This window comes from Algoriphagus marincola DSM 16067, assembly GCF_000429405.1.
Classification (GTDB): Bacteria; Bacteroidota; Bacteroidia; order Cytophagales; family Cyclobacteriaceae; genus Algoriphagus; species Algoriphagus marincola.
Genome location: NZ_AUBU01000001.1, coordinates 1 through 22,238, shown reverse-complemented (window position 1 = coordinate 22,238; position 22,238 = coordinate 1). Strand labels below are relative to the sequence as shown.

The 22,238-nt window shown below is 42.0% G+C and carries 21 protein-coding genes; 17 read left to right on the top strand and 4 right to left on the bottom strand.

Going from position 1 to position 22,238, the window contains the following annotated elements; genetic code table 11:
• Window positions 1-9: 9 nt before the first annotated feature.
• The 14 genes from lpxD to G457_RS0100040 all read left to right on the top strand — a co-directional run bounded on the left by lpxD (window position 10) and on the right by G457_RS0100040 (window position 13,732).
• Complete coding sequence (gene lpxD, locus G457_RS0100105) at window positions 10-1,032, top strand: UDP-3-O-(3-hydroxymyristoyl)glucosamine N-acyltransferase (protein WP_026944656.1); 1,023 nt, start codon at window positions 10-12, stop codon at window positions 1,030-1,032.
• Between the two features lie 39 nt (window positions 1,033-1,071).
• Window positions 1,072-2,466, top strand: coding sequence for a bifunctional UDP-3-O-[3-hydroxymyristoyl] N-acetylglucosamine deacetylase/3-hydroxyacyl-ACP dehydratase (locus tag G457_RS0100100; RefSeq protein ID WP_024283278.1), 1,395 nt, complete (start codon window positions 1,072-1,074; stop codon window positions 2,464-2,466).
• Window positions 2,463-3,242, top strand: a complete 780-nt coding sequence (gene lpxA, locus G457_RS0100095) for an acyl-ACP--UDP-N-acetylglucosamine O-acyltransferase (protein ID WP_026944655.1) — start codon at window positions 2,463-2,465, stop codon at window positions 3,240-3,242. Before G457_RS0100100 ends, lpxA begins: the two co-directional genes overlap by 4 nt.
• A gap of 2 nt (window positions 3,243-3,244) precedes the next feature.
• Window positions 3,245-3,865 (top strand): ABC transporter ATP-binding protein, encoded by a 621-nt coding sequence (locus G457_RS0100090; protein ID WP_026944654.1) that lies wholly within the window; start codon window positions 3,245-3,247, stop codon window positions 3,863-3,865.
• Window positions 3,866-3,924: 59 nt separating this feature from the next.
• On the top strand, window positions 3,925-4,413 hold the full coding sequence (locus G457_RS0100085) for a hypothetical protein (protein WP_026944653.1): 489 nt from the start codon (window positions 3,925-3,927) through the stop codon (window positions 4,411-4,413).
• Window positions 4,414-4,572: 159 nt separating this feature from the next.
• The gene (locus G457_RS0100080; RefSeq protein WP_026944652.1) at window positions 4,573-5,202 is read left to right on the top strand and encodes a hypothetical protein; all 630 of its coding nucleotides are present in this window, start codon (window positions 4,573-4,575) and stop codon (window positions 5,200-5,202) included.
• A 71-nt stretch (window positions 5,203-5,273) separates the two neighbouring features.
• Window positions 5,274-7,703, top strand: coding sequence for a heavy metal translocating P-type ATPase (locus tag G457_RS0100075; protein WP_026944651.1), 2,430 nt, complete (start codon window positions 5,274-5,276; stop codon window positions 7,701-7,703).
• 3 nt (window positions 7,704-7,706) lie between these two features.
• The gene (ccoS, locus tag G457_RS0100070) at window positions 7,707-7,892 is read left to right on the top strand and encodes a cbb3-type cytochrome oxidase assembly protein CcoS (RefSeq protein WP_026944650.1); all 186 of its coding nucleotides are present in this window, start codon (window positions 7,707-7,709) and stop codon (window positions 7,890-7,892) included.
• Window positions 7,885-10,011, top strand: coding sequence for a cytochrome-c oxidase, cbb3-type subunit I (gene ccoN / locus G457_RS0100065; protein ID WP_026944649.1), 2,127 nt, complete (start codon window positions 7,885-7,887; stop codon window positions 10,009-10,011). The genes ccoS and ccoN overlap by 8 nt, the downstream gene beginning before the upstream one ends.
• A 12-nt stretch (window positions 10,012-10,023) precedes the next feature.
• Complete coding sequence (locus G457_RS0100060; RefSeq protein WP_026944648.1) at window positions 10,024-10,209, top strand: hypothetical protein; 186 nt, start codon at window positions 10,024-10,026, stop codon at window positions 10,207-10,209.
• Window positions 10,206-11,126: a cbb3-type cytochrome c oxidase N-terminal domain-containing protein gene (locus G457_RS0100055; protein ID WP_035482875.1), complete on the top strand. Its 921-nt coding sequence runs from the start codon at window positions 10,206-10,208 to the stop codon at window positions 11,124-11,126. Before G457_RS0100060 ends, G457_RS0100055 begins: the two co-directional genes overlap by 4 nt.
• 53 nt (window positions 11,127-11,179) lie before the next feature.
• Window positions 11,180-12,598 (top strand): cytochrome c oxidase accessory protein CcoG, encoded by a 1,419-nt coding sequence (gene ccoG / locus G457_RS0100050; RefSeq protein ID WP_026944646.1) that lies wholly within the window; start codon window positions 11,180-11,182, stop codon window positions 12,596-12,598.
• Window positions 12,599-12,602: 4 nt separating this feature from the next.
• The gene (locus tag G457_RS0100045; protein ID WP_026944645.1) at window positions 12,603-13,028 is read left to right on the top strand and encodes a FixH family protein; all 426 of its coding nucleotides are present in this window, start codon (window positions 12,603-12,605) and stop codon (window positions 13,026-13,028) included.
• Complete coding sequence (locus G457_RS0100040) at window positions 13,028-13,732, top strand: sulfite exporter TauE/SafE family protein (protein WP_026944644.1); 705 nt, start codon at window positions 13,028-13,030, stop codon at window positions 13,730-13,732. The genes G457_RS0100045 and G457_RS0100040 overlap by 1 nt, the downstream gene beginning before the upstream one ends.
• On the opposite strand, the gene hemN is transcribed toward G457_RS0100040, so the two are convergent.
• Window positions 13,729-15,081: an oxygen-independent coproporphyrinogen III oxidase gene (hemN, locus tag G457_RS0100035; RefSeq protein WP_026944643.1), complete on the bottom strand. Its 1,353-nt coding sequence runs from the start codon at window positions 15,079-15,081 to the stop codon at window positions 13,729-13,731. The two genes, G457_RS0100040 and hemN, sit on opposite strands and share 4 nt — an antisense overlap.
• Before the next feature lie 164 nt (window positions 15,082-15,245).
• Here hemN and G457_RS0100030 point away from each other — a divergent pair, with 164 nt between their 5' ends.
• A complete protein-coding gene (locus G457_RS0100030; protein ID WP_026944642.1) occupies window positions 15,246-16,337 on the top strand; it encodes an alkane 1-monooxygenase in 1,092 nt (363 codons plus the stop codon).
• Here the strand turns inward: G457_RS0100030 and G457_RS0100025 are convergent.
• From G457_RS0100025 to G457_RS0100015, 3 genes are read right to left on the bottom strand one after another with little or no spacing between them, the layout of a single operon-like run.
• The gene (locus G457_RS0100025) at window positions 16,326-17,369 is read right to left on the bottom strand and encodes a vWA domain-containing protein (RefSeq protein WP_026944641.1); all 1,044 of its coding nucleotides are present in this window, start codon (window positions 17,367-17,369) and stop codon (window positions 16,326-16,328) included. The two genes, G457_RS0100030 and G457_RS0100025, sit on opposite strands and share 12 nt — an antisense overlap.
• The gene (locus tag G457_RS0100020; protein ID WP_026944640.1) at window positions 17,350-18,246 is read right to left on the bottom strand and encodes a hypothetical protein; all 897 of its coding nucleotides are present in this window, start codon (window positions 18,244-18,246) and stop codon (window positions 17,350-17,352) included. The genes G457_RS0100025 and G457_RS0100020 overlap by 20 nt, the downstream gene beginning before the upstream one ends.
• Complete coding sequence (locus G457_RS0100015) at window positions 18,239-19,120, bottom strand: DUF58 domain-containing protein (protein WP_024283294.1); 882 nt, start codon at window positions 19,118-19,120, stop codon at window positions 18,239-18,241. The genes G457_RS0100020 and G457_RS0100015 overlap by 8 nt, the downstream gene beginning before the upstream one ends.
• A 102-nt stretch (window positions 19,121-19,222) precedes the next feature.
• Between G457_RS0100015 and G457_RS0100010 the strand changes: the two genes are divergently transcribed.
• Both G457_RS0100010 and G457_RS0100005 read left to right on the top strand, forming a co-directional pair.
• Entirely contained in the window at window positions 19,223-19,576 is a 354-nt protein-coding gene (locus G457_RS0100010; protein ID WP_026944639.1) for a DUF4296 domain-containing protein, read from the top strand.
• On the top strand, window positions 19,576-21,957 hold the full coding sequence (locus G457_RS0100005) for an endonuclease MutS2 (RefSeq protein WP_026944638.1): 2,382 nt from the start codon (window positions 19,576-19,578) through the stop codon (window positions 21,955-21,957). Before G457_RS0100010 ends, G457_RS0100005 begins: the two co-directional genes overlap by 1 nt.
• Window positions 21,958-22,238: the final 281 nt, after the last annotated feature.

The window sequence follows — 22,238 nt, the reverse complement described above, 5'->3', positions numbered from 1 at the left end:
TTACGCTTTATGGAATTTACGCTTGGGCAGCTAGCCGAACTTCTCCAAGGCACCGTCGAGGGAGATCCTCAAATAAAAGTCAATAGACTGGATAAAATTCAGGAAGGTAAGGCAGGAGGGGTAAGCTTTTTAGCCAATGAAAAATATGAGGCTTTTTTATACGAAACTGCGGCTTCTGCTGTCATTGTCTCTCAAAATTTCACTCCCAAAAAACCCTATAAAACGAATCTCATCCGAGTAAAAGACGCCTACTCAAGTTTTACCCAAATTCTCGAAACCTACGCTCAGTTTACCAAAAATTCCCAATCGGGTGTGGAAGAGCCGAGCTATATGGACCCAAGCAGTCAAATCGGGGATGGTCACTACAGAGGGGCTTTTTCCTACATCGGTAAAAAGTGTCAAATCGGAAATGGGGTAAAAATTCATCCTCACGCATATATCGGCAACAAAGTCACAATTGGAGATAATTGCATCATACATCCTGGTGCCAAAATTTGTGATGGCTCGGTATTAGGCAATCATTGCGAGATTCATCCGGGTGCTGTAGTTGGTTCGGAAGGTTTTGGTTTTGCTCCTCAGGAAGATGGAAGCTACAAAGCCATCCCACAAATCGGCAATGTAATTTTAGAAGATCATGTAAGCATAGGAGCCAATACGACCGTAGACTGCGCCACTATGGGCTCTACTATCATCCAAAAAGGAGCTAAAATCGACAACTTGGTCCAAGTTGCTCATAATGTAATCATCGGTGAAAATACAGTGGTCGCCGCCCAAGCTGGTATTTCCGGCTCTACAGAAATTGGAAAAAACTCAGTCCTCGCAGGAAAGGCAGGTATTGTGGGGCACATTAAGATTGCCGAAAAGACCACCATCGGCGCAAATACAGGCGTAAGTAAGTCAATCAAAAAGCCTGGACAGACTCTTTTTGGCTACATGGGAATGGACATGAAGCAGTTTCTCAAGTCCTATTCTCTCTTCAAAAATCTTGAAGAGCTGGAGAAGAGACTCAAAGAACTCGAAAAAAAGGCTTAATTTTGCGCCCCAAAGCTATCTAACTGCTTAACCAACACGATGAAAGTAAAACAACATACCATAAAGAAGCAAGTAGAACTGTCAGGAGTCGGACTTCACACAGGAGTCATCTCCAACATGACCTTCTTACCTGCTCCTCCCAATCACGGAATCAAGTTTCAAAGAATAGATCTCGAAGGTCGACCTACAGTGGATGCTGACTGTGACCTGGTGGTGGATGTTTCCCGAGGTACCACTTTGGAGCAAAATGGAGCTAGGGTTTACACGGTGGAGCACGTTCTGGCAGCACTTGTAGGATTGGAAGTTGACAATGTCTTGATTCAATTGGACGGTCCAGAACCTCCGATTATGGATGGCTCTTCCATCCAATTCATCGAAGTCCTGGAAGATGCAGGATTTGAGGAGCAAAATGCGTTGAGAAGATTCTTCGAGGTACAAGAAAGCATTCAGTATAAAGACGCTTCTCGCGAAGTGGAAATGGTAGCCTTACCGACAGATAATTACCGAGTGACTGTCATGGTGGACTACAATTCACCTGTTTTAGGAAGCCAACATGCCTCCATCACGGATATCAGTCAATTCAAATCTGAAATCGCTTCATGCAGGACTTTTTGTTTTTTGCATGAGCTGGAAATGCTCTACAACTCTAACCTTATTAAAGGTGGAGATTTGAATAACGCCATCGTGGTGGTAGATCGAGTCGTAGAGAAAGATGAGTTGCAGCATCTGGCGAAGATGTTTAACAAGCAACATGTGGAAGTCAAAAAAGAGGGTATTCTAAACAATGTGGACCTTCGATATAAAAATGAGCCTGCAAGACACAAACTTTTGGATGTAGTAGGTGACCTAGCTTTGGTAGGAAGACCACTGAAAGCCCAAATTTTAGCTGCCAGACCTGGGCATGCTGCCAATGTGGCTTTTGCAAAAAAAATCAAAAGGGCCATGGAAAAGGCATCCTCCTCCCATATCCCTTACTATGACCCCAAGCTTCCGCCGGTGATGGATATCAATCAAATCAGCAATATCCTTCCGCATCGATATCCATTTCAGCTACTAGATAAAGTAATCTATCTGGATGACACAGTGGTAGCCGGTGTAAAGAACGTGACTATGAATGAGCCATTCTTTCTAGGCCATTTTCCAGGAAACCCCGTGATGCCGGGAGTATTGCAGGTAGAAGCTATGGCACAGACGGGCGGGATCCTGGTTCTAAGCACCGTAGACGATCCAGAAAATTACTGGACTTATTTCTTGGGAATAGAAAGCTGCAAATTCCGAAAGATGGTTCTTCCGGGAGATACACTTATATTCAAATGTGAATTGCTTGCACCTATTCGAAGAGGAATCGCTAAAATGAGAGGAGAAGCCTACGTCGGAAATACACTCGTATGCGAGGCAGTAATGACAGCAAGTATAACTCGTAAAGAATCATGATCAGTCCAATGGCCCACATAGATCCCAAGGCAACAATTGGGAAGAATGTACAAATCGACCCTTTCACGATGATTCATGAAAATGTCGAGATAGGTGAAGGTACTTGGATTGGTCCAAACGTTACTATTTTTCCGGGAGCGAGAATCGGCAAAAACTGTAAAATTTTTCCGGGAGCTGTCATCGCAGGAATTCCGCAAGACCTCAAGTTTCAAGGGGAAGAGTCCACCGTTGTCATCGGAGACAATACCACCATCCGAGAATGTGTCACTATAAGCAGAGGAACTGTAGATAAGCAAACCACAGTAATCGGAAGCAATTGTCTACTAATGGCTTACGTCCATGTGGCTCATGACTGTGTGATTGGAAGTCATGTAATCATCGCCAACTCCGTGCAAATTGCTGGTCATGTATCCATCGACGATTGGGCTATTGTGGGTGGTTCTAGCGCTATCCATCAATTTGTCAAAATTGGCATGCATTCCATGATCTCTGGCGGATCTTTGGTACGAAAAGATGTCCCCCCATTTACCAAAGCAGCGAGAGAACCTCTCTCCTATGCCGGAGTCAATTCTTTAGGCTTGAGAAGAAGAGGCTTTTCATCTGAGTCGATTGCTCATATTCAGGAGGTTTATCGGTTCCTTTTCCTCAATAGCATGAATAATTCAAGAGCTCTGGAGGAAATTGAAATTAACCTACCTGCAACCAAAGAACGGGATGAAATTCTGAATTTCATCAGGTCCTCCGAGCGAGGAGTCATGAAGGGTTACATCCATTAAGCATGCTTGAGATAGGTGTAGAGAAAGCATCAAAGCGCTTCCAATACGAATGGATATTCAAAGAACTATCCCTAGTTCTGAAGCCAAAGGATAAGTTGGCTATTACCGGAAGTAATGGTTCTGGAAAGTCTACCCTTCTCAAATGCCTTACTGGATCTATCCCGCTAACTTCTGGTAAAATCAACTTCAATTTCGAAGGCAAAAATGTAGATGAAGGGGATTGGTTTCGACACCTTAGTATAGCAGCCCCCTATTTGGAGCTACCTGAGGAGTTCACCCTTGAAGAGCTAATTCAATTTCACTTCCGCTTCAAACAGCCTATCAATGGCATGACTCCTGAGGAAATCATACGGATTGCTTATTTGGAAGAACATAGCCAAAAAATGGTTTCTCAATTCAGCTCAGGAATGAAACAACGCCTGAAGTTGATCCTGGCTATGATATCGGATGTAGGTATTGTCTTTCTAGACGAACCAACCTCCAATTTAGATATCAGAGGAATCGACTGGTATCGGGAAATGATTAAAAAATTTCAGGGTGATAAAATCCTTGTAATCTGCTCAAACGAGCCTCGCGAATTTGATTTTTGCGAACAAAAACTAGTCTTAGAGAATTATAAATGAGACCTAGCTTTGAACTTAGACAGATATGGCTAATTTTAAAGTTCTAATTTAATATCAGTATGAACAGAAATCTTTCCTCTCTTTTCGCTTTGATGCTTCTGGTGATTTTTTCATCAGCTTGTGGTGGTGATGACCCTACACCGCAACCGCCTCAGAAAACCCCTGAAGAATTGGCAATCGAAGCCCTTACAGGTACTGGTACTCAATCCTGGAGTATAGCAGGTGGAGGATCTGTGACTCGAAGTGGAAACACTGTTACGGACCTTTATCAGAATTTTGAACTAATTCTCAACTCAGGCTCTTCGAGGACCTACACTTCTCGAAACAATAATGATCTTTTTGACAATTCAGGGAATTGGAGCTTTGCCGGTACCAATTTTGACAAATTTACTTTGACAGGAAGCAAGCCCGCAGCAGGACGGGAAATCTCCTTTACTCAGACAGGCAATAACCTTCGACTAGAGTTTAATATTCCTGCCCCAGGGGCTAGAGTATTTGGTGTGCAGGCAGTGGCAGGAAGCTATGTTTTCAATCTCGTGAAAGATTAAACTCAGCGATAAATCAATCATTCAGAGGGCCTTAGCCCTCTTTTTTTTGGTCAAACCCTGATAAAACTCAAATAAACTGATTTTTATCAGGTTTGCTCATGGGTTTAGTCAGACCGTGACTGGGAGGGGCGCAGTAGTTTTGAATAATCTCAAGAAACTATGGAGCTCAAAGAATCCTACGCCACCAAATTTCATATTCCTGAAACTATTCTTCATGAATACAATTGCCCTGTTCTGACAACTGACTTTTGGCCGGGCAAGGAAGAAGAAATACTCTGCGATCCTAAGGATGGGGAGCCTTCCTTAATTACCGTCAATCTTAACAAGGTTTTGGACTGGCTTCATCAGGAAGAATTACCTGTCCCATTGGAAAAAGAGGTTTGCGAAATTCCCGTTTTGCTATTTGTACCGAATTTTTCTACCCAACATTTGCTTTTCCATTACGATGGCACACCTCATTCATTTCGCCTCATCAAAAATTACATCAAACTATTTCAGAACAAAATACGGAATAGCAAAGCGACGATCATCTCTCCTTCATTTATTCCCAAATCGAAAATAAAGGAGGAACAAGAGCTGATTCAACTAGTATCCAAATCTACCCGGGAAACAAGTTTCATCAAGTTCAATTTTCTGCGGATTGGGGACTTTTGGTCATATGCCGTTAAGCATGACTGCACCCTATTAGTCACCACAAAAAATTACCAAGCGGACCTCGCAAAAGTTCTTTTCCACTTCTATAAAGGCAAAATGTGGAGCGACAAACTTTCTTTTTATTTATCGCTCTAAATCAATAAAAAATATGACAAATGTCATAAAATTCAGCTATTAATTATTAAATTTTTGTGAAAAATAAAATAATGCTTAACCCAGCAACTACCGAAAAAACGCATTGTTATCACTGCGGTGAGCAATGTGAAAATGATTCGTTGAAGATCGACGAAAAGGTATTTTGTTGCCAAGGCTGTAAGCTTGTGTATGAGGTTTTGTCAGAGAATGACCTTTGTACCTACTATGATTTAGAATCTTTCCCGGGAGAAAGTCAGAAGGAAAAGAAAGGTAAAGCCAATCGGTTTGACTATCTAAACGATGAAGAAACAGCCCAAAAACTTCTAGACTTTCAAAACGAAAGTGAATGTCACGTGACATTCCATATCCCTTTGATCCATTGTGCTTCTTGCATTTGGCTACTCGAGAATCTATACCAAATCCATCCCGGAATCATCAGTAGCCGAGTGGATTTCATCAAGAAAAAGGTACAGATCAAATTCTTGAAGGAAAAGATTAATCTTCAAGAAGTAGTAAGCCTACTCTCTACCATCGGCTACGAACCAAAAGTTTCACTCTCCAATCTTGACAAGAAAGAGAAAATCGGAAAAGCAGACCGACGCACAATAAAGAGACTCGCTGTAGCAGGCTTTTGCTTTGGGAATATGATGCTGTTTAGCATCCCAGAATACTTCTCAGAAGTAGAGCTGATAGCAGAAAACTTCCGAAGCCTTTTCAATTATCTAAATGTGCTTTTGGCGATCCCAGTAGTCACTTATTCTGCAAGTGATTATTACCTCTCCGCCTGGAACTCCATCAAGCAGCGACGGATTAACATGGATATTCCCATTGTATTGGGTATCGCTTCCTTATTTTTATACAGCCTTTGGGAAATTTTCGCCTTTGGTAATGCAGGATACATGGATAGCCTAGGAGGACTTTTATTCTTTTTGCTACTCGGAAAAATCTATCAGCAAAAAACCTTCTCTGCCCTTGAGTTTGACCGAGATTACAAGTCTTATTTCCCCATTGCAGTTACCAAATTAGTCCAAAATCGAGAAGAAGTCATCCCATTGACAAAGCTGGAGGTTGGTGATATAATCTTGGTCCGTGATGAAGAGTTAATTCCAGCAGATTCTCTTCTATTGAGTGAAAACGCTCAAGTCGATTACAGCTTTGTCACCGGTGAGGAAGTACCTGTTCCAAAGCGTAAGGGAGAGTTGATCTATGCGGGAGGTCGGCAAAAAGGGGACCCAGTTCTTTTGACAGTTCAAAAGTCACCTTCTCAGGGCTATCTCACCGATCTATGGAACAATGAAAGCTTCGAAAAATCGAAAGACAAACTACTTGAACCGCTATCCAATCAGGTTTCTGGAGTTTTCACCTGGACCGTCATTAGCATTGCCTTGATTGCCTTGTTAACATGGATACCGATGGATGTTTCTATGGGTGTAAAAGCCTTTGTTTCGGTACTGATCGTTGCCTGCCCCTGCGCACTTGCAATGTCGACTCCTTTTACTTTGGGAAATACACTTCGAATATTTGGAAGGGGAAAATTTTACCTCAAAAACGCCAGTGTGGTAGAGCGCCTAGCCTTGGTGGACACGCTTATTTTTGATAAAACTGGCACCTTGACAGACCCGGCAAAGGCTAGTGTTTCATATCAGGGAGAAAAACTCTCCGAAGAATCAAAGTCTATTCTAAAATCTCTGGTGGCACGATCAACTCATCCACTGAGCAATCGAATCAATGTTTGGCTTGGCGATGTAGCCTCGGCGACTTTAGATCATGTATCCGAAATCAAAGGACAAGGTATTCAGGGAGAGTATCTGGGACAGCCTGTCAAAGTAGGATCCGGAGCATTTTGCGGTGTCAAAAACGGACTTTCTGTAGAATCAGGCAATCTGGTTTACTTCAGCGTCTCGGATGTGATCCTTGGATATTTCCATATCCAATCTGGTTTGCGATCCAAAGCTAAAGACGTTGTATCCCATTTAGAAAACGAGTATGAGCTTCACTTGCTTTCCGGCGATCACAGTCATGAAATGAAATCGCTTCAAAACCATCTGGGGAGTGACATCCATTATAATTTTCAGCAGGGACCAAATGACAAATTACAATACATCAAGAAATTGAATCAGGATCGCCGTCAAACGCTGATGGTCGGTGATGGATTGAATGATGCAGGAGCCTTGCAGGAAAGTCAAGTCGGGATAGCGATATCAGACCGGGTTAGCCATTTTTCTCCCGCAAGTGATGCCATTTTAGACGCTGATTTTTTTGATAAAATCCCGGAGTTTTTGGCTTTTGCCAAGCAAAGCAGAAATGTCATCAAGGCAAGTTTCGCCCTGAGTTTTCTATACAATATTGTCGGTATTAGCCTCGCAGTTCAAGGTATTTTGAGCCCTGTGATCTGTGCTGTATTGATGCCTCTATCAAGTATATCAGTAGTTCTTTTCACCACGCTTTCTACCAATTTCTTAGCCTGGCGCAAAGGACTCTTAACGCAATCAAAGCCCTAAAGCATGGAAGTAATATTTATTCTAATCGGGGTGAGTTTGATTCTGGCGGTGACCTTTCTATTTCTTTTTTTCAAAGCAATGAAAGGCGGACAGTTTGATGATGACTACACTCCTTCGGTGAGGATTCTCTTTGACAATCATAAAAAAACAACGAAAAATCAACCTTTAAAACAAAAGTCCAATGAATGACGCTACACTGGAAAGGTTCCATTACGACAATAAAATTGTCAAGTACTTTGGAGCCGCGACGATTATCTGGGGTATAGTGGGGATGCTCGTGGGGGTCATAGCAGCCACGCAGCTTTTCTGGCCTGAAGCAAACTTAGGCAACCCTTACACGACCTTTGGAAGGATTCGACCACTGCACACCAATGCGGTGATCTTTGCCTTTGTAGGTAACGCAATCTTTGCAGGGGTATATTACTCCATGCCAAGACTCTTGAAGACCCCTATGTGGAACAAGGGCCTCAGCTGGTTTCACTTTTGGGGCTGGCAATTAATCATTTTGGCAGCAGCCATTACACTTCCACTTGGATTGACCACCTCTAAGGAGTATGCCGAACTAGAATGGCCCATCGATATTGCCATTGCATTAGTTTGGGTAGCCTTTGGTGCCAACATGATCGGTACGCTGATCAAGCGTCGAGAGCGTCACATGTATGTGGCCATTTGGTTTTACCTAGCCTCCTTTGTGACTGTAGCAGTACTTCACATCTTCAACTCTCTTGCACTTCCAGTCAACTTCCTGAAGAGTTACTCTGCTTATGCAGGTGTTCAGGATGCCTTGGTTCAGTGGTGGTATGGACACAATGCTGTAGCATTCTTCTTGACTACCCCATTCCTTGGCTTGATGTATTACTTTCTTCCTAAAGCTGCGAATAGACCAGTTTATTCCTACAAGCTTTCCATTATCCACTTTTGGTCCTTGATCTTTATCTACATGTGGGCAGGACCTCACCACTTGCTCTACACGGCACTTCCAGAGTGGGCTCAAGTATTAGGTACTGTGTTCTCTGTAATGCTGATTGCTCCTTCTTGGGGTGGTATGGTGAATGGTCTCCTAACACTTAGAGGTGCTTGGGATAAAGTGCGGAATGAACCAGTATTGAAGTTTATGGTCGTGGCAGTGACAGCCTATGGTATGTCCACCTTTGAGGGCCCGATGCTTTCCTTAAAAAATGTCAACGCCATCGCCCACTACACGGACTGGATCGTAGCACACGTACACATTGGCGGATTGGGTTGGAATGGTTTCTTAACCTTCGGTATGTTGTATTGGATGTGGCCAAGATTATTCAAAACCACCATATACTCACAAAAACTTGCCAATACTCACTTCTGGATTGGCACACTCGGAATCATCTTCTATGCACTTCCGATGTATGTAGCGGCTCTTACCCAGTTCTTGATGCTTCGTGAGTTTAATGAAATGGGTCGATTGGCTTATGGCAACTTCCTACAGACTGTTGTAGAGCTTGTACCAATGTACATGCTAAGAGCATTTGGTGGACTTCTTTACTTGACTGGAGCCATCATCATGGTATACAATATGTTCATGACAGCTAAGAAAGGAAGCTTCCAAGCTTATGAAGAAGATCAGGCACCAGCTTTGGCTAAAAACTACAATCCTGCGGGAGAATTTTGGCACAGAGCATGGGAGCGCAAGCCAGTATTCTTTACTGTTTTGGCTACCATCGCTATCGCAATTGGTGGAGCGATCGAAATCATCCCTACCATTCTCGTAAAGTCAAATGTGCCGACCATCGCTTCAGTGAAACCATATACTCCACTAGAGTTGGAGGGTAGAGATCTTTACATCGCCAATGGTTGTGTAGGCTGTCACTCACAGATGATCCGACCATTCCGATTTGAGACAGAGCGATATGGAGAATATTCAAAGGCTGGCGAATTCGTCTATGACAGACCTTTCTTGTGGGGATCAAAGCGAACTGGTCCAGACTTGCATCGGGTAGGTGGCAAATACCCTGATTCTTGGCACTACTTCCACATGGAGGATCCAAGAACGATGTCACCGGGATCATTGATGCCTCCATATCCTTGGATGAAGGAGAACATCATGGACTATTCAGATCTTCCTGCCAAAATCAGAACGCTTCAAAAACTTGGTGTACCGTACCCTGAAGGTTATGACCAGCAAGCCATGGCGGATTTGGAAAGCCAAGCTGATCAGATTGTGACCAATCTGAAAGATGCCGGTGTGGAAGTACTTCCAAACACAGAAATCGTAGCACTCATCGCTTACCTACAGCGACTTGGGACAGATATCAATGCTACCGCATCCAATTAAACCGAAGAAACCATGTATAAAGAAGTTTTAAGATCAATCGAAAATATTGAAATCTACCCAGTGATTTCACTGCTCATCTTTGTCACATTTTTCTTGGGAGTTTTCTTTTGGGTAAAGTCTATCCCAAAAGACGTGGTGGACCACCTGAAATCTCTACCTATGGAAAATGACGACGATATAACCCCATCCCAGCCATGAAAAAGTTTCTCATATTTCTATTCACAATCGGGTGGCTACCCACTCAGCTTGCTTTTGGACAAACAGAAAGCTCCAATTGGTACTCAGACCTTCAAGCAATGGATCCTGGACAATTGACCTTACTGATTATCCTTGGTATTGTCCTTCTGGTAATCATTCTTTTATTAGTTCTAATGGTCTATTTGATGACCTTTATGGTTGCTGTATTCCGAAATGAAAATCCAGAATTGGCGAATGAACCAAGCTGGTGGGAGAAGTTCAAAGAACGCTTTGTCACTGGTAAAATGGATACTGTAGGAGGCAAAGAAGAAAAAGCAAAAATGATGGCCGATCACTCCTATGATGGCATCACAGAGCTAGACAACTTCATGCCGCCTTGGCTTCAGTGGGTTTTTATATTGACTATCATCTACGGTGTCGGATACTTCACTTACTATTCAGTCTTAGGCTTAGGGCTCACAGGCGTGGAAGAGTATCAGGAAGAGCTCAGAATAGAGGCCATAGCTGCGGAAGCAAGAATGGCAAACCTTGCAGCATCCATAGACGAGACAAACGTGACTGTTGATGATTCTGAGTCTGGATTAGCTGTCGGAAAGTCAATCTTCGAAGCCAACTGTGCTGCTTGTCATGCTGCAGACGGCGGAGGCGGTGTAGGGCCAAATCTGACAGATCAATACTGGATTCATGGAGGATCTATCAACGATGTTTTCTCTGTAGTGAAATATGGCGTAGTCAGCAAAGGGATGGTGCCTTGGGAAGATCAGCTTTCTCCACAGGAAATGCAACAAGTCTCCAGTTACATCCTAAGTCTAGTTGGCACTACTCCAGCTAGTCCCAAAGACCCACAAGGGGAACTTTATACACCTACGCAAGATGAAGTGGTGACTGATAGCACAAGCGTGGTTGCTGCACTTTAATACCTTTAGACTGTCAGAGCTATTCTCTGACAGTCTTTAATTATTCTCTGATTATGGCAAAGAAAAATCCACATCTCGATCCGAATACTTTCCGGGATTCCCTGTCAACTGTCCAAGATGATGGTAAAAGAAACTGGGTCTACCCTAAAAAAGTAAAGGGTTTCTTTTACAAATACCGCACCTACCTTTCGTGGATTCTTTTGGCTATTTTATTTGCCGGCCCATTCATTCAGGTAGATGGAAGACCTTGGCTTCTATTCAATATTTTTGAGCGGAAATTCATCATTTTTGGAGCGGTTTTCTGGCCACAAGACACCCATTTGTTGATATTCCTTCTCCTGATATTCTTTGTATTTATCATCTTGTTTACTGTGATATTTGGGAGAATATGGTGTGGTTGGGCTTGTCCTCAGACACTTTTCATGGAAATGGTTTTCCGCAAGATCGAATACTTGATCGAAGGAGATGCCAATCAACAGCGTGCATTGGATGCCATGCCTTGGAATGGTGAAAAGATTATCAAAAAAGGATCAAAGCTTCTAATCTTTGGTTTAATCTCTCTTTTGATCGGACATTTGGTGATGGCTTATTTGATCGGAATCGATCAGGTCAGAGAGATCGTCACCCAGCCACCAACCGCTAACCTTGCCGGATTTATTGGTTTGGTTGCCTTTTCTGGGATTTTCATGTTTGTCTTCACTTGGTTTAGAGAGCAAGCATGTACAGTGGTCTGCCCTTACGGTAGACTACAAGGAGTGCTTTTAGACAACAACTCTATCAACGTAATGTATGATTATGTGCGGGGAGAGCCTAGAGGACCGATTCGAAAAAATAAAGTCGAAGAAACCCCACTTGGAGATTGTGTAGACTGTAATCTTTGTGTGCAGGTATGTCCGACAGGCATTGATATCCGAAATGGAGTACAAATGGAGTGTGTCAATTGTACGGCTTGCATAGATGCTTGTGATGAGGTAATGGTCAAAGTAGACCGGCCTAAAGGCCTTATTCGATATGCATCAGAAAACAGTATTCAACAAGGCTTTCAGAAACTAATCACCAACCGAGTCAAAGCTTATTCTGTTGTGTTGGTTATTTTGGTAGCTGGTTTTATATCATTGATTGCTACTCGTGATGAGCTTCAGGCTACAGTGACAAGGTTCCCTGGAATGACCTATCAGATGCGGGATAATGGTACGGTTTCAAATCTCTATCAAATCACCCTCATCAATAAAACCTTCGAACCTCAAACGGTGGATCTTTCTTCCTTGGTAGAAGGAATGGATGTAGAAATCGTCGGAGGACAAAATTGGGTGCTTGAGCCTCAATCCAAAGTAGAAGGACGATTTTTCATCGTTACTGATCAAAAGAGCGTAAACCGCCCACAGCAGGAAATTCAACTTTCACTGGTGCATGCGGATAAAGAAATTGATAAAATAGAAACGAGCTTTATGGCTCCTGTATCAAAAGAATAATACTATGGACTGGGGAAAAGGAATTTTACTTTCAATCATTGCTTTCGTAGGGATCATCATGACCATGGTGGTGATATCAGTTAGAATGGATGGAATCGAGCTGGTAAGGGACAATTATTACGAAGCAGAGATCAAATATCAAGAACAGATAGACAGGGAGTCTTCCACGCTCCTTCTTGATCGGGATGTTTTAGCTTTTGATTCCCAATCTAAAGCAGTCATTCTGGATCTTCCAAAGGGTGCAAAAGGAAATCTCAACCTCTATCGACCTTCGGATGTAAAACTGGATCAAAGCGTGCCTGTAGAAATTATCGAGTCAGGAAAAAAACAAATATCCATCGCCAGTCTTAAACCTGGATATTGGAGAGTTCAACTCACTTGGACCGAAAACGGAACAGAATTCTATCAAGAGAAAAAAATTACACTCTGATGATTTGGACTGCATTTCTTTTGGGTTTTTTAGGTTCTTTCCACTGCGTGGGAATGTGTGGACCTATTGCACTCGCCGTTGGAAATGCCAGTAATTCCGGATTCATTTGGAATAAAATTCTCTACAATCTTGGTAGAAGCTTTACCTACGCCCTTTTAGGGCTTCTCATTGGGTTTGTAGGCTTTTCCATGTCTTTGGCAGGAATACAACAGGGCTTTTCCATTGCCATGGGAGTAGTGTTGGTTTTGCTTTCACTCAATTACAAAAAATCAGAGCAATTGCTTCAAGTATCCATTTTCTCAGGTTTGGTAAAATGGATCAGACAAAAGCTATCCTACTTCCTTAAAAGAGGTGGTAAGCCAGCATTTTTTGCAACAGGCCTGGCAAATGGTCTCTTACCATGCGGTATGGTATACATGGCTCTTATTGCAGCTCTTGGTATGCAAAGCCCCTATTTGGGGGCTGTTTACATGTTTTTCTTTGGAATAGGTACGATCCCGCTCTTACTGTTTTTAATGTTCTCAAGCCAGATAATCACAGTGAAAACCCGAATGAATTTTCAAAAAGCGATCCCCTATTTGGGAGTCATCTTGGGAATCATTTTTATTTTCAGAGGCCTAGGATTAGGGATTCCCGGTCTGAGTCCAGAAATGGTCACCTTTGACTATGGAACGGAAAAAATGGAGATTACTGTTTGCCATTAAATAGCCTTACTAAAAATCAACTCCTTATTTTGGGATTGCAGCCTAAGGTCAAATACTTTGCAGATTTGACGGATCACTCCTATCCCATCATCTGTAACCTTCAGTTTTTTAGGCGAAATCTCGATTAAACCTTCGTCCTGCATCTCTGCGAGTTGATCCCATTGTTTATTTCCCAAAAATAAATCAAGCTCTTCGCTGATTATCACCTCATGTTTACAAATCAGATCCAAAATCAAATTCCTGATTATCAAGTCCTGATTACTCATTTCATGACTTCTGACAATTGGCCAATTGTAACTTTCCATCGCCTCCTGATAGGCAGAAATCCCCTTTTCATTTTGCATAAAAGCTAAATGAATATCGCTGATACTACTAGCTCCGAGACCAATCAACATCTTTGATGGAGAGGTAGTGAAGCCCATAAAATTCCGGTGAAGCTTCCCTAAATCCTTAGCCTTAGCCAAAGGATCATCCTGTCGGGAAAAATGATCCATGCCGATCTCTGCGTAGCCAAGTTCCAAAAGAATCTCCTTCCCTCGATCATACAGATTTCTTTTCTCTAATTCACTCGGGAGGTACTGTTCATAGCTTTTCTGAGCTGGGAAGGAACTGGGTACGTGGGCATAGCTGTAAAAGGCAATCCGATCAGGCATCAATTCGGCTACCCGCTCAAAAGTCTTCTCAAGTGTAGCAATGGTCTGATGAGGTAGCCCATAAATCAAATCAATGTTGATTGAGGTATATCCTAGGTTTTTGGCGTTTTGGGTAGCCTTTTCCACTGCCTCAAAAGGCTGAATCCGGTGGATAGATCGCTGAACTTGCTCATCAAAATCCTGGATCCCATAACTCACCCGATCAAATCCCAATTCAGCTAAAGCCGCCAAATGCTCAAATGTGGTATTGTTGGGGTGTCCTTCGAAACTAAACTCTGGATTCTCGGCGATGTCACATGAATGGGTAATAACCGAAAGCAATCTTTTGAGTGATTCTGGGCCGAAAAAGGTCGGAGTTCCTCCTCCAAGATGAATTCCATTGAGTTTCGGCTTTTCACCAAAAAGTCTTAAATACTTTTTCCACTCGATAAGAAGTGCCTCAATGTAGGGTGATTCTACTGAATGGTTTTTTGTAATTCGCTTGTTGCAGCCACAGTAGGTACAAAGACTTTCACAAAAAGGTAAGTGAATGTAAAGCGTGACTCCTTCTTTGCTACCAAATAAACCGAAAGCTCTTTTTACCAATGCCTCCCAATCTTCACCATTGAGGTTATTTTCCCAAAGTGGAACCGTCGGGTAGCTAGTGTATCGAGGTGCAGGAGTATTATATTTTTGAATGAGTTGAGGGCTGAGCATGCTATTCTAATTTCCCCAAAGTTGAGAAAGTCTATCTTTAGAAAACTTGATAAGTTTTTGTCTGAAAGCTGATAAAAATCAGAGATTGAGCCGCGAACATGATTCCGAGCCCTTGATTTTATTTACCAAAGGATTTAATTTAGGAAAACTTAGTCCCCTTATCTATGAAAACCATTAAACGTATAGGATTCCTAAGTGCTCTAATCCTCCCTATTTTATTGGTGCTAGGTCATTACATCGGTGGAATAGGCATCTGGATGATTCACATTTTTGTGTTTGTAGCAGTGCCTCTAATGGACTATGCGATCAGCACGGATCAAAGCAATGTCCCCAAGGAAGCCATCTCACAGATTGCGAAGCAGCGATTTTATAAATTAGTTACTTTTTCATGGGTTTATGTACAGATGGCCGTGCTATTATGGGGATTTTATGTAGTAGCGACTGAGACGCTCCTTCTGACTGAATGGGTAGCTCTATGCACAGGTATGGCCTTAGTGACGGGTGGAATAGGCATTACAGTAGCTCATGAACTCGGTCATAAAAAAGAAAAAGTAGACCAGTTTTATGCTAAGGTACTACTCATGACGGTTTGTTATATGCATTTCATCATAGAGCATAATCGAGGTCACCATGTAAAAGTAGCTACCCCGGAAGACCCGGCTACGAGTCGTTTTGGAGAAAATTTTTATGCCTTTTGGGCGAGATCCGTTTGGAATGGCTATCAAAGTGCCTGGGTATTGGAGAAAAGCAGACTGGATAGAAAATCAATTACCTTTTGGTCACTTAAAAATGAAATGATTCAGTTTACACTCGCCCCTTTAATTTTTGTGAGTCTATTCTTTGTTGGTTTTTCTATTGCCCTAGATCGATGGGTCTGGGAGGTGCCGCTTTTCTTTTTCACCCAAAGCTTCTTAGCTTTTAGCCTATTGGAGGCAGTGAATTATTTGGAGCATTACGGGATGGAGCGCAAGCAACTTCCCAATGGGCTATATGAACGGGTGACTCCATTGCATTCCTGGAATGCCAGCCATCGTGTGAGTAACTTCCTCCTATTTCAGCTACAACGACACTCTGATCATCATGCTTTTGCTCACAAACCCTATCAAGTGCTAAATCACTATGATGAAAGCCCCCAATTGCCTGCAGGCTATTCGGCCATGATAATCGTGGCATTTTTCCCACCGCTGTGGTTTGCAATTATGAATCCAAGATTACAGAACTGGAAGCAAAAGACCTTTGAAACCTCAGTCCAATAGGAAATTGTTCAAGAAACTGCTCTTCAGAAGTAGCCAAACCAGGAAGAAAAGAATCGCCCAAAACAGATAGGCCCGATAATAGTCGGTCGTTTCCCGATACCGGTTTTCCATGATTTCACTTTTCTCGAGCTGATCGATCCGATCAAAAATCTGCTGAAGTGCGGTACCATCCGAGGCTCTGAAGAATTCTCCTTTGGTTAACTGCGCAATCTCTCTGAGTGTGGTCTCATCCAAGTAGCTTTCTACCATCTGAGGACGCCCAAAAAAATCTGTTCCATAAGGTACCATTCCATCTTTACCCACTGCGATTGTGTAAATTTTAATCCCAATAGCAGAAGCCAATTCTGCTGCAAAAAGCGGATCTACATTTCCTGCATTACTTTCACCATCACTGAGTAAAATCATCACTTTGGAGGCTGATTCTGCATCTTTAAGCCGGTTGGTTCCGGCAGCAATTGCTGAACCAATCGCCGTTCCTTTAGCTTCCATCAGATCAAAAGCAATTTCAGAAATCAGTTCATCCAATAACTTGTAATCATTGGTCAGAGGAGCTAGTGAAAAGGCCTCCCCTGCAAAAACCACGATCCCTATCCGATCACCCATTCGACCATTGATGAAGTCAGAAGCAGTGCCTTTGGCGGATTCAAGTCGATTCGGGGTAAAGTCCTGCAAATCCATAGACTCCGAAATATCCATGACCAACATGATGTCAATCCCTTCGGTATATTGCTCGACACGTTCATTGGTGCGCTGTGGCCGAGCCAATGCAATAATGATCATCACAAGGCTAAGGAAGAAAAATAGAGATGGTACAAGCCGGAGATAGGTCCAAGGATTATTCTTCGCAACTCTTTTCGGAAGAGATAATTCTAAAACCGGATTCTTCAGAAATTTCACCGCTTTTCGCAAAAGCATCAAGACCAGAATTACCCAAATCAAATTGAGTAAAAAAGGTTTTTCCCATTCGTAGCTCTGGAATGTTTCCGGTAAAAACCAAGAGAAGCTAAAAAAATCAGACAACTGCTCGATCATGCTTGATATTCTTTAGTTTTTCTTGATAGTTTTCTTTGGCTTTAGTCAATAAGTAATCTGAAGATTCCTTTACTTCAGACTTGGTTCCTGCGTAGATGATCATTTCTATGCTTCGGAGTGAACTGAAAATCCGGATATCGGCCAGCTTTTCACCAACCTCACTGGATGTCCACTCTCTCACAGGCAGCTTGGTGATCGTTTCCATGTATCCTTTCCAAAGGCCCAAAAGTTCATCTGCTGCATCAATAGTTTGATCATTTATGAGCGTTTCAACTGCTGAATGCCAACGCTTTTCGAATACTTTCCATCTTCTTTTTTCATTTCTTTCAGTGAGATATTTCTTGATTCTTTTCCCAAAAAGAAGATAACCACCTACAAGGGCGATTAAAAGCAAAAGGAGAATCAGACCCATTAAGATCCAATTCCAGTTCTTGGGAATTGGCTGGTAAACATTATTTTCCTGGAAAGCTAACTGCTCAGGAATGGAATCCAGTTGCCATTTGACTGCAAGGGCGGCCTCCAGAGGGTAGTGAGTCACACTATCATACCTGCTCAGTTCAAAGACCGGTAAGGTCAAATACACCGTAGAATCAAGCGCAAAATTGGAAACAAAATAAACTGTGCTATCCGTCGTGACCGAATCGATAGTGCTACTCACGTAGGTCTTTTTCTCCAGCAATACAAAAGGCTCGTAATTGAAGGAGGAGTCTGGAAAGATCAATTGCTTGTCCCGTGGATAGGTCGCTTTGAGCACATAGCCGATTCGCTCACCCAGTTTGGCAGAGTCAGCCATAAAATACCCCTCAACATTGACCCCTTGAGCGAAAATGAGGTCTGGAAGAAAAACAATTACTATGAAGAATAACTTTTTAGCCACGTTTCATAGATTTATTACGGTACTTGAAAAGCTCCATTAGAGGCAAAACAATGTCTTCAGTGGTATCGATAGCGAGGTAATTGATCTGATTTTTCTTACAAAGCTCTTTCAGTGATTCTCTTTCAGTCGTAAATGTCTCGGATATTTTTTTACTAAATCCACCAAAGGCGGTATTCACCCAGGTGGTTCTACCTTTCTCTTTATCAAAAACAGGAATAATACCTAAAGCAGGAAGTGCTGATTCCCTTGGGTCAGTGAGTTGAATTGCCACCAAATCATGCCTTTCGGCCATCGCTCTGAATGAGCGTTGATAGCCATCGTCAATAAAATCCGATATCACTATAATGACACTACGCTTTTTGATCAAATTCAAGGAATAGGTAAACATCCCGTCAAGGTCAGTTTTGAGAGATTGATTCTCATGGTCAAAAATCCCTCTGATCACCTTTACTCCTTGCTTACTTCCTTTTCCTGGCGGAATCACCTTTTCTTTTTGATCCGAATAACTTATCAATCCCACCTGACTACCTTCAAATAATGCAGCCAAAGTAAGCACGCCGGCGATTATTTTCCCTTGATCTATTTTCTTGGAGCCCTCACTTCCTATATCCTGACTCCCGGAAATATCCAAAAGGAAATAAACAGACTGATCTTTGTCCTCTCTGAATGTCTTTACAAAGGTTCCGTGGCCTTTGGCAGAAACTTTCCACTCGATCGTTCTTACGTCATCTCCGTATTGATAGGGACGCAAGTCATCAAATTCCAGCCCAGCCCCCTTGAAAAGTGACTGATAATCTCCTTGCAGGTGATTATTGGCCACCTTTCGGATCATAATTTCATATTTTCGAAGCTTGCTAAATAGCTGCTGATTCATAAGACTTGCTTTGACCGCCTAAGATAAATGACCCTAGGCAATAATAAAATTTACCTTACAGGAAGGGTATGGGTTTATTCAGTTAAAAAAAATTAATTTTGAATGATGAAAGTAATCCGACTGGGACTATTCCTTTTAGCGATTCTGTTTGCTTGCGAATCCGAAGAAAAACCAAAACATATTTTACCAGAAAATAAAATGGTAGAGGTATTGGTCGATATCCATCTCCAAGAAGGGATAGCCAGTGCACTGCCGATTTCATACGATTCTTCCCAAGTATTGTACACCCTGCTAGAAAAAGAGATTTTTCTAAAACATGGAGTCACAGATTCTGTTTTTACCGAAAGTATGCGATACTATTTGCAGTATCCACAAAAAATGGATGAACTCTACACACAAGTGATCGACTCATTGGTCGTCAAAGAATCCAAACCGGATAGCCAAGAAGAATTCTAATGCTCTACCCTTCCAATCTCGAACAAAAAATAAACTTTCAGAAAATCAAAAACCTTATCAAGGAAGAGTGTAACTCCTCTTTGGGGAGGGATTATGTTGAAAAAATATCCTTTTCATCTGACTTTTCTTTAGTCCAGAAATTATTGGATCAAACAGATGAATTCAAGAAAATTCTCGAATCCGGAGAGAGCTTTCCAAGTTCAAGCATATCAGATATCAATCCATTTCTTGAAAAAGCAAGACTTGAGGGGACATTTTTAGATGAAGAGGAATTCCATGAGCTAAAACTTTCTCTGCAAATGGTCAAAGGATGTTTGAACTTCTTTGCCAAACATGGGGATCTGTACCCAAGTTTATCCCAACTTTTAGGTTTGGTGATCGATTTGGACATGAATCTTCTCAAGGAAATAGAGAAGATTATCGATGAAAAAGGTCAAATCAGGAGTAATGCAAGCAAAGAACTCCAACTGATCAGGTCCCAAATAATCTATGAAGAATCCCGCCTCAGAAAGGTAATGGATCGGATTTTCAAGGAAGTTCGGGCTAAGGGTTTTACAGTAGATGATATCGGCATCACGATCCGGTCAGGCAGAATGGTTATTCCAATTGCAGCCGAAAACAAACGGAAAATTAGAGGCTTTATCCATGATGAGTCGTCCACCGGACAGACCGTTTTCATGGAGCCTGAAGAAGCATTGGATATCAATAATGAGATCCGGGACCTTGAATACATGGAGAGAAGGGAAATTATTCGGATTTTGACCGAACTAACTGATCGAATCAGACCCTTTATTCCAGGTCTAAAAAAAGCAACAAACTTCCTCGGTTTAATGGATTTCATTAGAGCCAAAGCAAAGTTTGCCCAAAAAACAGAAAGCAATAAACCACTGCTCGAAAAACAACGAGTTTTGATCTGGTCAAAAGCCAGACATCCTCTTTTGGAGTTGGCATTAAAAAGCCAACAGAAAAAAATAGTTCCCCTTGATATCAGATTGGAGGGAAATGAGCGGATTTTAGTGATTTCAGGTCCGAATGCAGGTGGAAAATCTGTCTCCTTGAAAACAGTAGCTTTGCTTCAATACATGCTTCAATGTGGTCTTTTGATTCCGGTACATCCAGATTCAAAAAGTACACTTTTTCAGAATTTTTTCATCGATATCGGTGATGAGCAAAACTTGGAGAATGACCTCTCTACATATAGCTCGCATTTGATGAGCATGCGACATTTTACAGAATTCGCCAATAAAAAGACAATCTTGTTTATTGATGAATTTGGGACTGGGACGGAGCCACAATTTGGCGGAGTTATTGCCGAAGGGGTATTATTAGACCTGAATAAGAAGGGGGTTTTTGGAGTAATTACAACCCACTATGGCAATTTGAAGCAAGTGGCAGAGAAAAACCCAGGAATGATTAATGGAGCTATGCGCTATGATGTGGATAAGCTGACACCTATGTACCGACTTCAGATAGGAAAGCCTGGTTCTTCATTTGCACTTGAAATAGCTTCAAAAATTGGGATTCACGAGGAAATCCTTTCTTATGCGAAATCTAAAATTGGAGAAGAAAGGGTGAATTATGATCGGCTTTTGACAAAACTGGAAAACGAAAAGAATCAATATCAGGCATTACTTAGTGAAGTCACCAAAAAGGATAAGCTTCTCAAGACAAGGCTTCAAGAGTACAATCAGCTAAAGGAGACACTGGAACAAAGTAAAAAAACCATTCTTCAAGAGGCTAAATTTCAAGCTAAGCAGCTCTTAGATCAGGCAAACCAAAAAATAGAAACTACCATTCGGCAAATCAAAGAGCAACAGGCCGAAAAAGAAAAGACGAAAGAAGCACGTAAAGGCCTAGAAGAGTTTAAAAAGACTATTCAACCGGAGAAAAAACCAATCGCACCAACCTACAAAAAAGTATCGGGAGAGATAGAAATTGGAGATGCTGTACGAGTCAAAGACAACGGTGCAATTGCAGAGGTTTTGAACTTAAGGAATAAAGAGGCTGATATATCAATAGGAGATTTAAAATCCACTGTCAAGCTTTCCAGATTGGAGAAAATCTCCAAAACTGAGTTGAAAAAAGAAAGTAAAACTCGGAAAGGAGGCACTTATTTACCAAATCAAAAAATGATGGATTTTTCTACCAATCTGGATTTGAGAGGTAAACGAGGGGAAGAAGTGCTCCCAATGATACAAAATTTCATAGACGAGGGTCATATGCTCGGGATCAAGGAGCTTAGAATTGTACATGGAAAGGGAGACGGTATCCTTAGAGATATTACTCGCAATCTCCTTAGAACAATGCCACCAGTCCAGAAAATGCAGGATGAACATGCAGATCGAGGAGGAGCTGGAGTTACATTGGTATCACTTAAATAAAAAAGCGAACCCATATACTTTTTTAATCCCTGTAAAGTAAGATATTGAGGGTAAAAGTTTATTTCCCAATGTTTTAAAGTCATTGCAGGCTTTTAGAGACAGGGTTCAAAATCTTAAAACTTACAATTCATCTATAAGCTATTGCTTCTAGTATTTTTTTTTCCTCATTCAAAAAGCCCTAAAACGAAAAAACCCCAGCTGTTAGGCTGAGGTTTTGAATAATGAGGCGGCGACCTACTCTCCCGGGTGTAACCCCAGTACCATCGGCGCTGCAGGGCTTA

Coding starts and splice junctions, on each gene's coding strand:
- lpxD (WP_026944656.1), top strand. CDS start 10: ATGGAATTTACGCTTGGGCAGCTAGCCGAACTTCTCCAAGGCACCGTC.
- G457_RS0100100 (WP_024283278.1), top strand. CDS start 1,072: ATGAAAGTAAAACAACATACCATAAAGAAGCAAGTAGAACTGTCAGGA.
- lpxA (WP_026944655.1), top strand. CDS start 2,463: ATGATCAGTCCAATGGCCCACATAGATCCCAAGGCAACAATTGGGAAG.
- G457_RS0100090 (WP_026944654.1), top strand. CDS start 3,245: ATGCTTGAGATAGGTGTAGAGAAAGCATCAAAGCGCTTCCAATACGAA.
- G457_RS0100085 (WP_026944653.1), top strand. CDS start 3,925: ATGAACAGAAATCTTTCCTCTCTTTTCGCTTTGATGCTTCTGGTGATT.
- G457_RS0100080 (WP_026944652.1), top strand. CDS start 4,573: ATGGAGCTCAAAGAATCCTACGCCACCAAATTTCATATTCCTGAAACT.
- G457_RS0100075 (WP_026944651.1), top strand. CDS start 5,274: ATGCTTAACCCAGCAACTACCGAAAAAACGCATTGTTATCACTGCGGT.
- ccoS (WP_026944650.1), top strand. CDS start 7,707: ATGGAAGTAATATTTATTCTAATCGGGGTGAGTTTGATTCTGGCGGTG.
- ccoN (WP_026944649.1), top strand. CDS start 7,885: ATGAATGACGCTACACTGGAAAGGTTCCATTACGACAATAAAATTGTC.
- G457_RS0100060 (WP_026944648.1), top strand. CDS start 10,024: ATGTATAAAGAAGTTTTAAGATCAATCGAAAATATTGAAATCTACCCA.
- G457_RS0100055 (WP_035482875.1), top strand. CDS start 10,206: ATGAAAAAGTTTCTCATATTTCTATTCACAATCGGGTGGCTACCCACT.
- ccoG (WP_026944646.1), top strand. CDS start 11,180: ATGGCAAAGAAAAATCCACATCTCGATCCGAATACTTTCCGGGATTCC.
- G457_RS0100045 (WP_026944645.1), top strand. CDS start 12,603: ATGGACTGGGGAAAAGGAATTTTACTTTCAATCATTGCTTTCGTAGGG.
- G457_RS0100040 (WP_026944644.1), top strand. CDS start 13,028: ATGATTTGGACTGCATTTCTTTTGGGTTTTTTAGGTTCTTTCCACTGC.
- hemN (WP_026944643.1), bottom strand. CDS start 15,081: ATGCTCAGCCCTCAACTCATTCAAAAATATAATACTCCTGCACCTCGA.
- G457_RS0100030 (WP_026944642.1), top strand. CDS start 15,246: ATGAAAACCATTAAACGTATAGGATTCCTAAGTGCTCTAATCCTCCCT.
- G457_RS0100025 (WP_026944641.1), bottom strand. CDS start 17,369: ATGATCGAGCAGTTGTCTGATTTTTTTAGCTTCTCTTGGTTTTTACCG.
- G457_RS0100015 (WP_024283294.1), bottom strand. CDS start 19,120: ATGAATCAGCAGCTATTTAGCAAGCTTCGAAAATATGAAATTATGATC.
- G457_RS0100010 (WP_026944639.1), top strand. CDS start 19,223: ATGATGAAAGTAATCCGACTGGGACTATTCCTTTTAGCGATTCTGTTT.
- G457_RS0100005 (WP_026944638.1), top strand. CDS start 19,576: ATGCTCTACCCTTCCAATCTCGAACAAAAAATAAACTTTCAGAAAATC.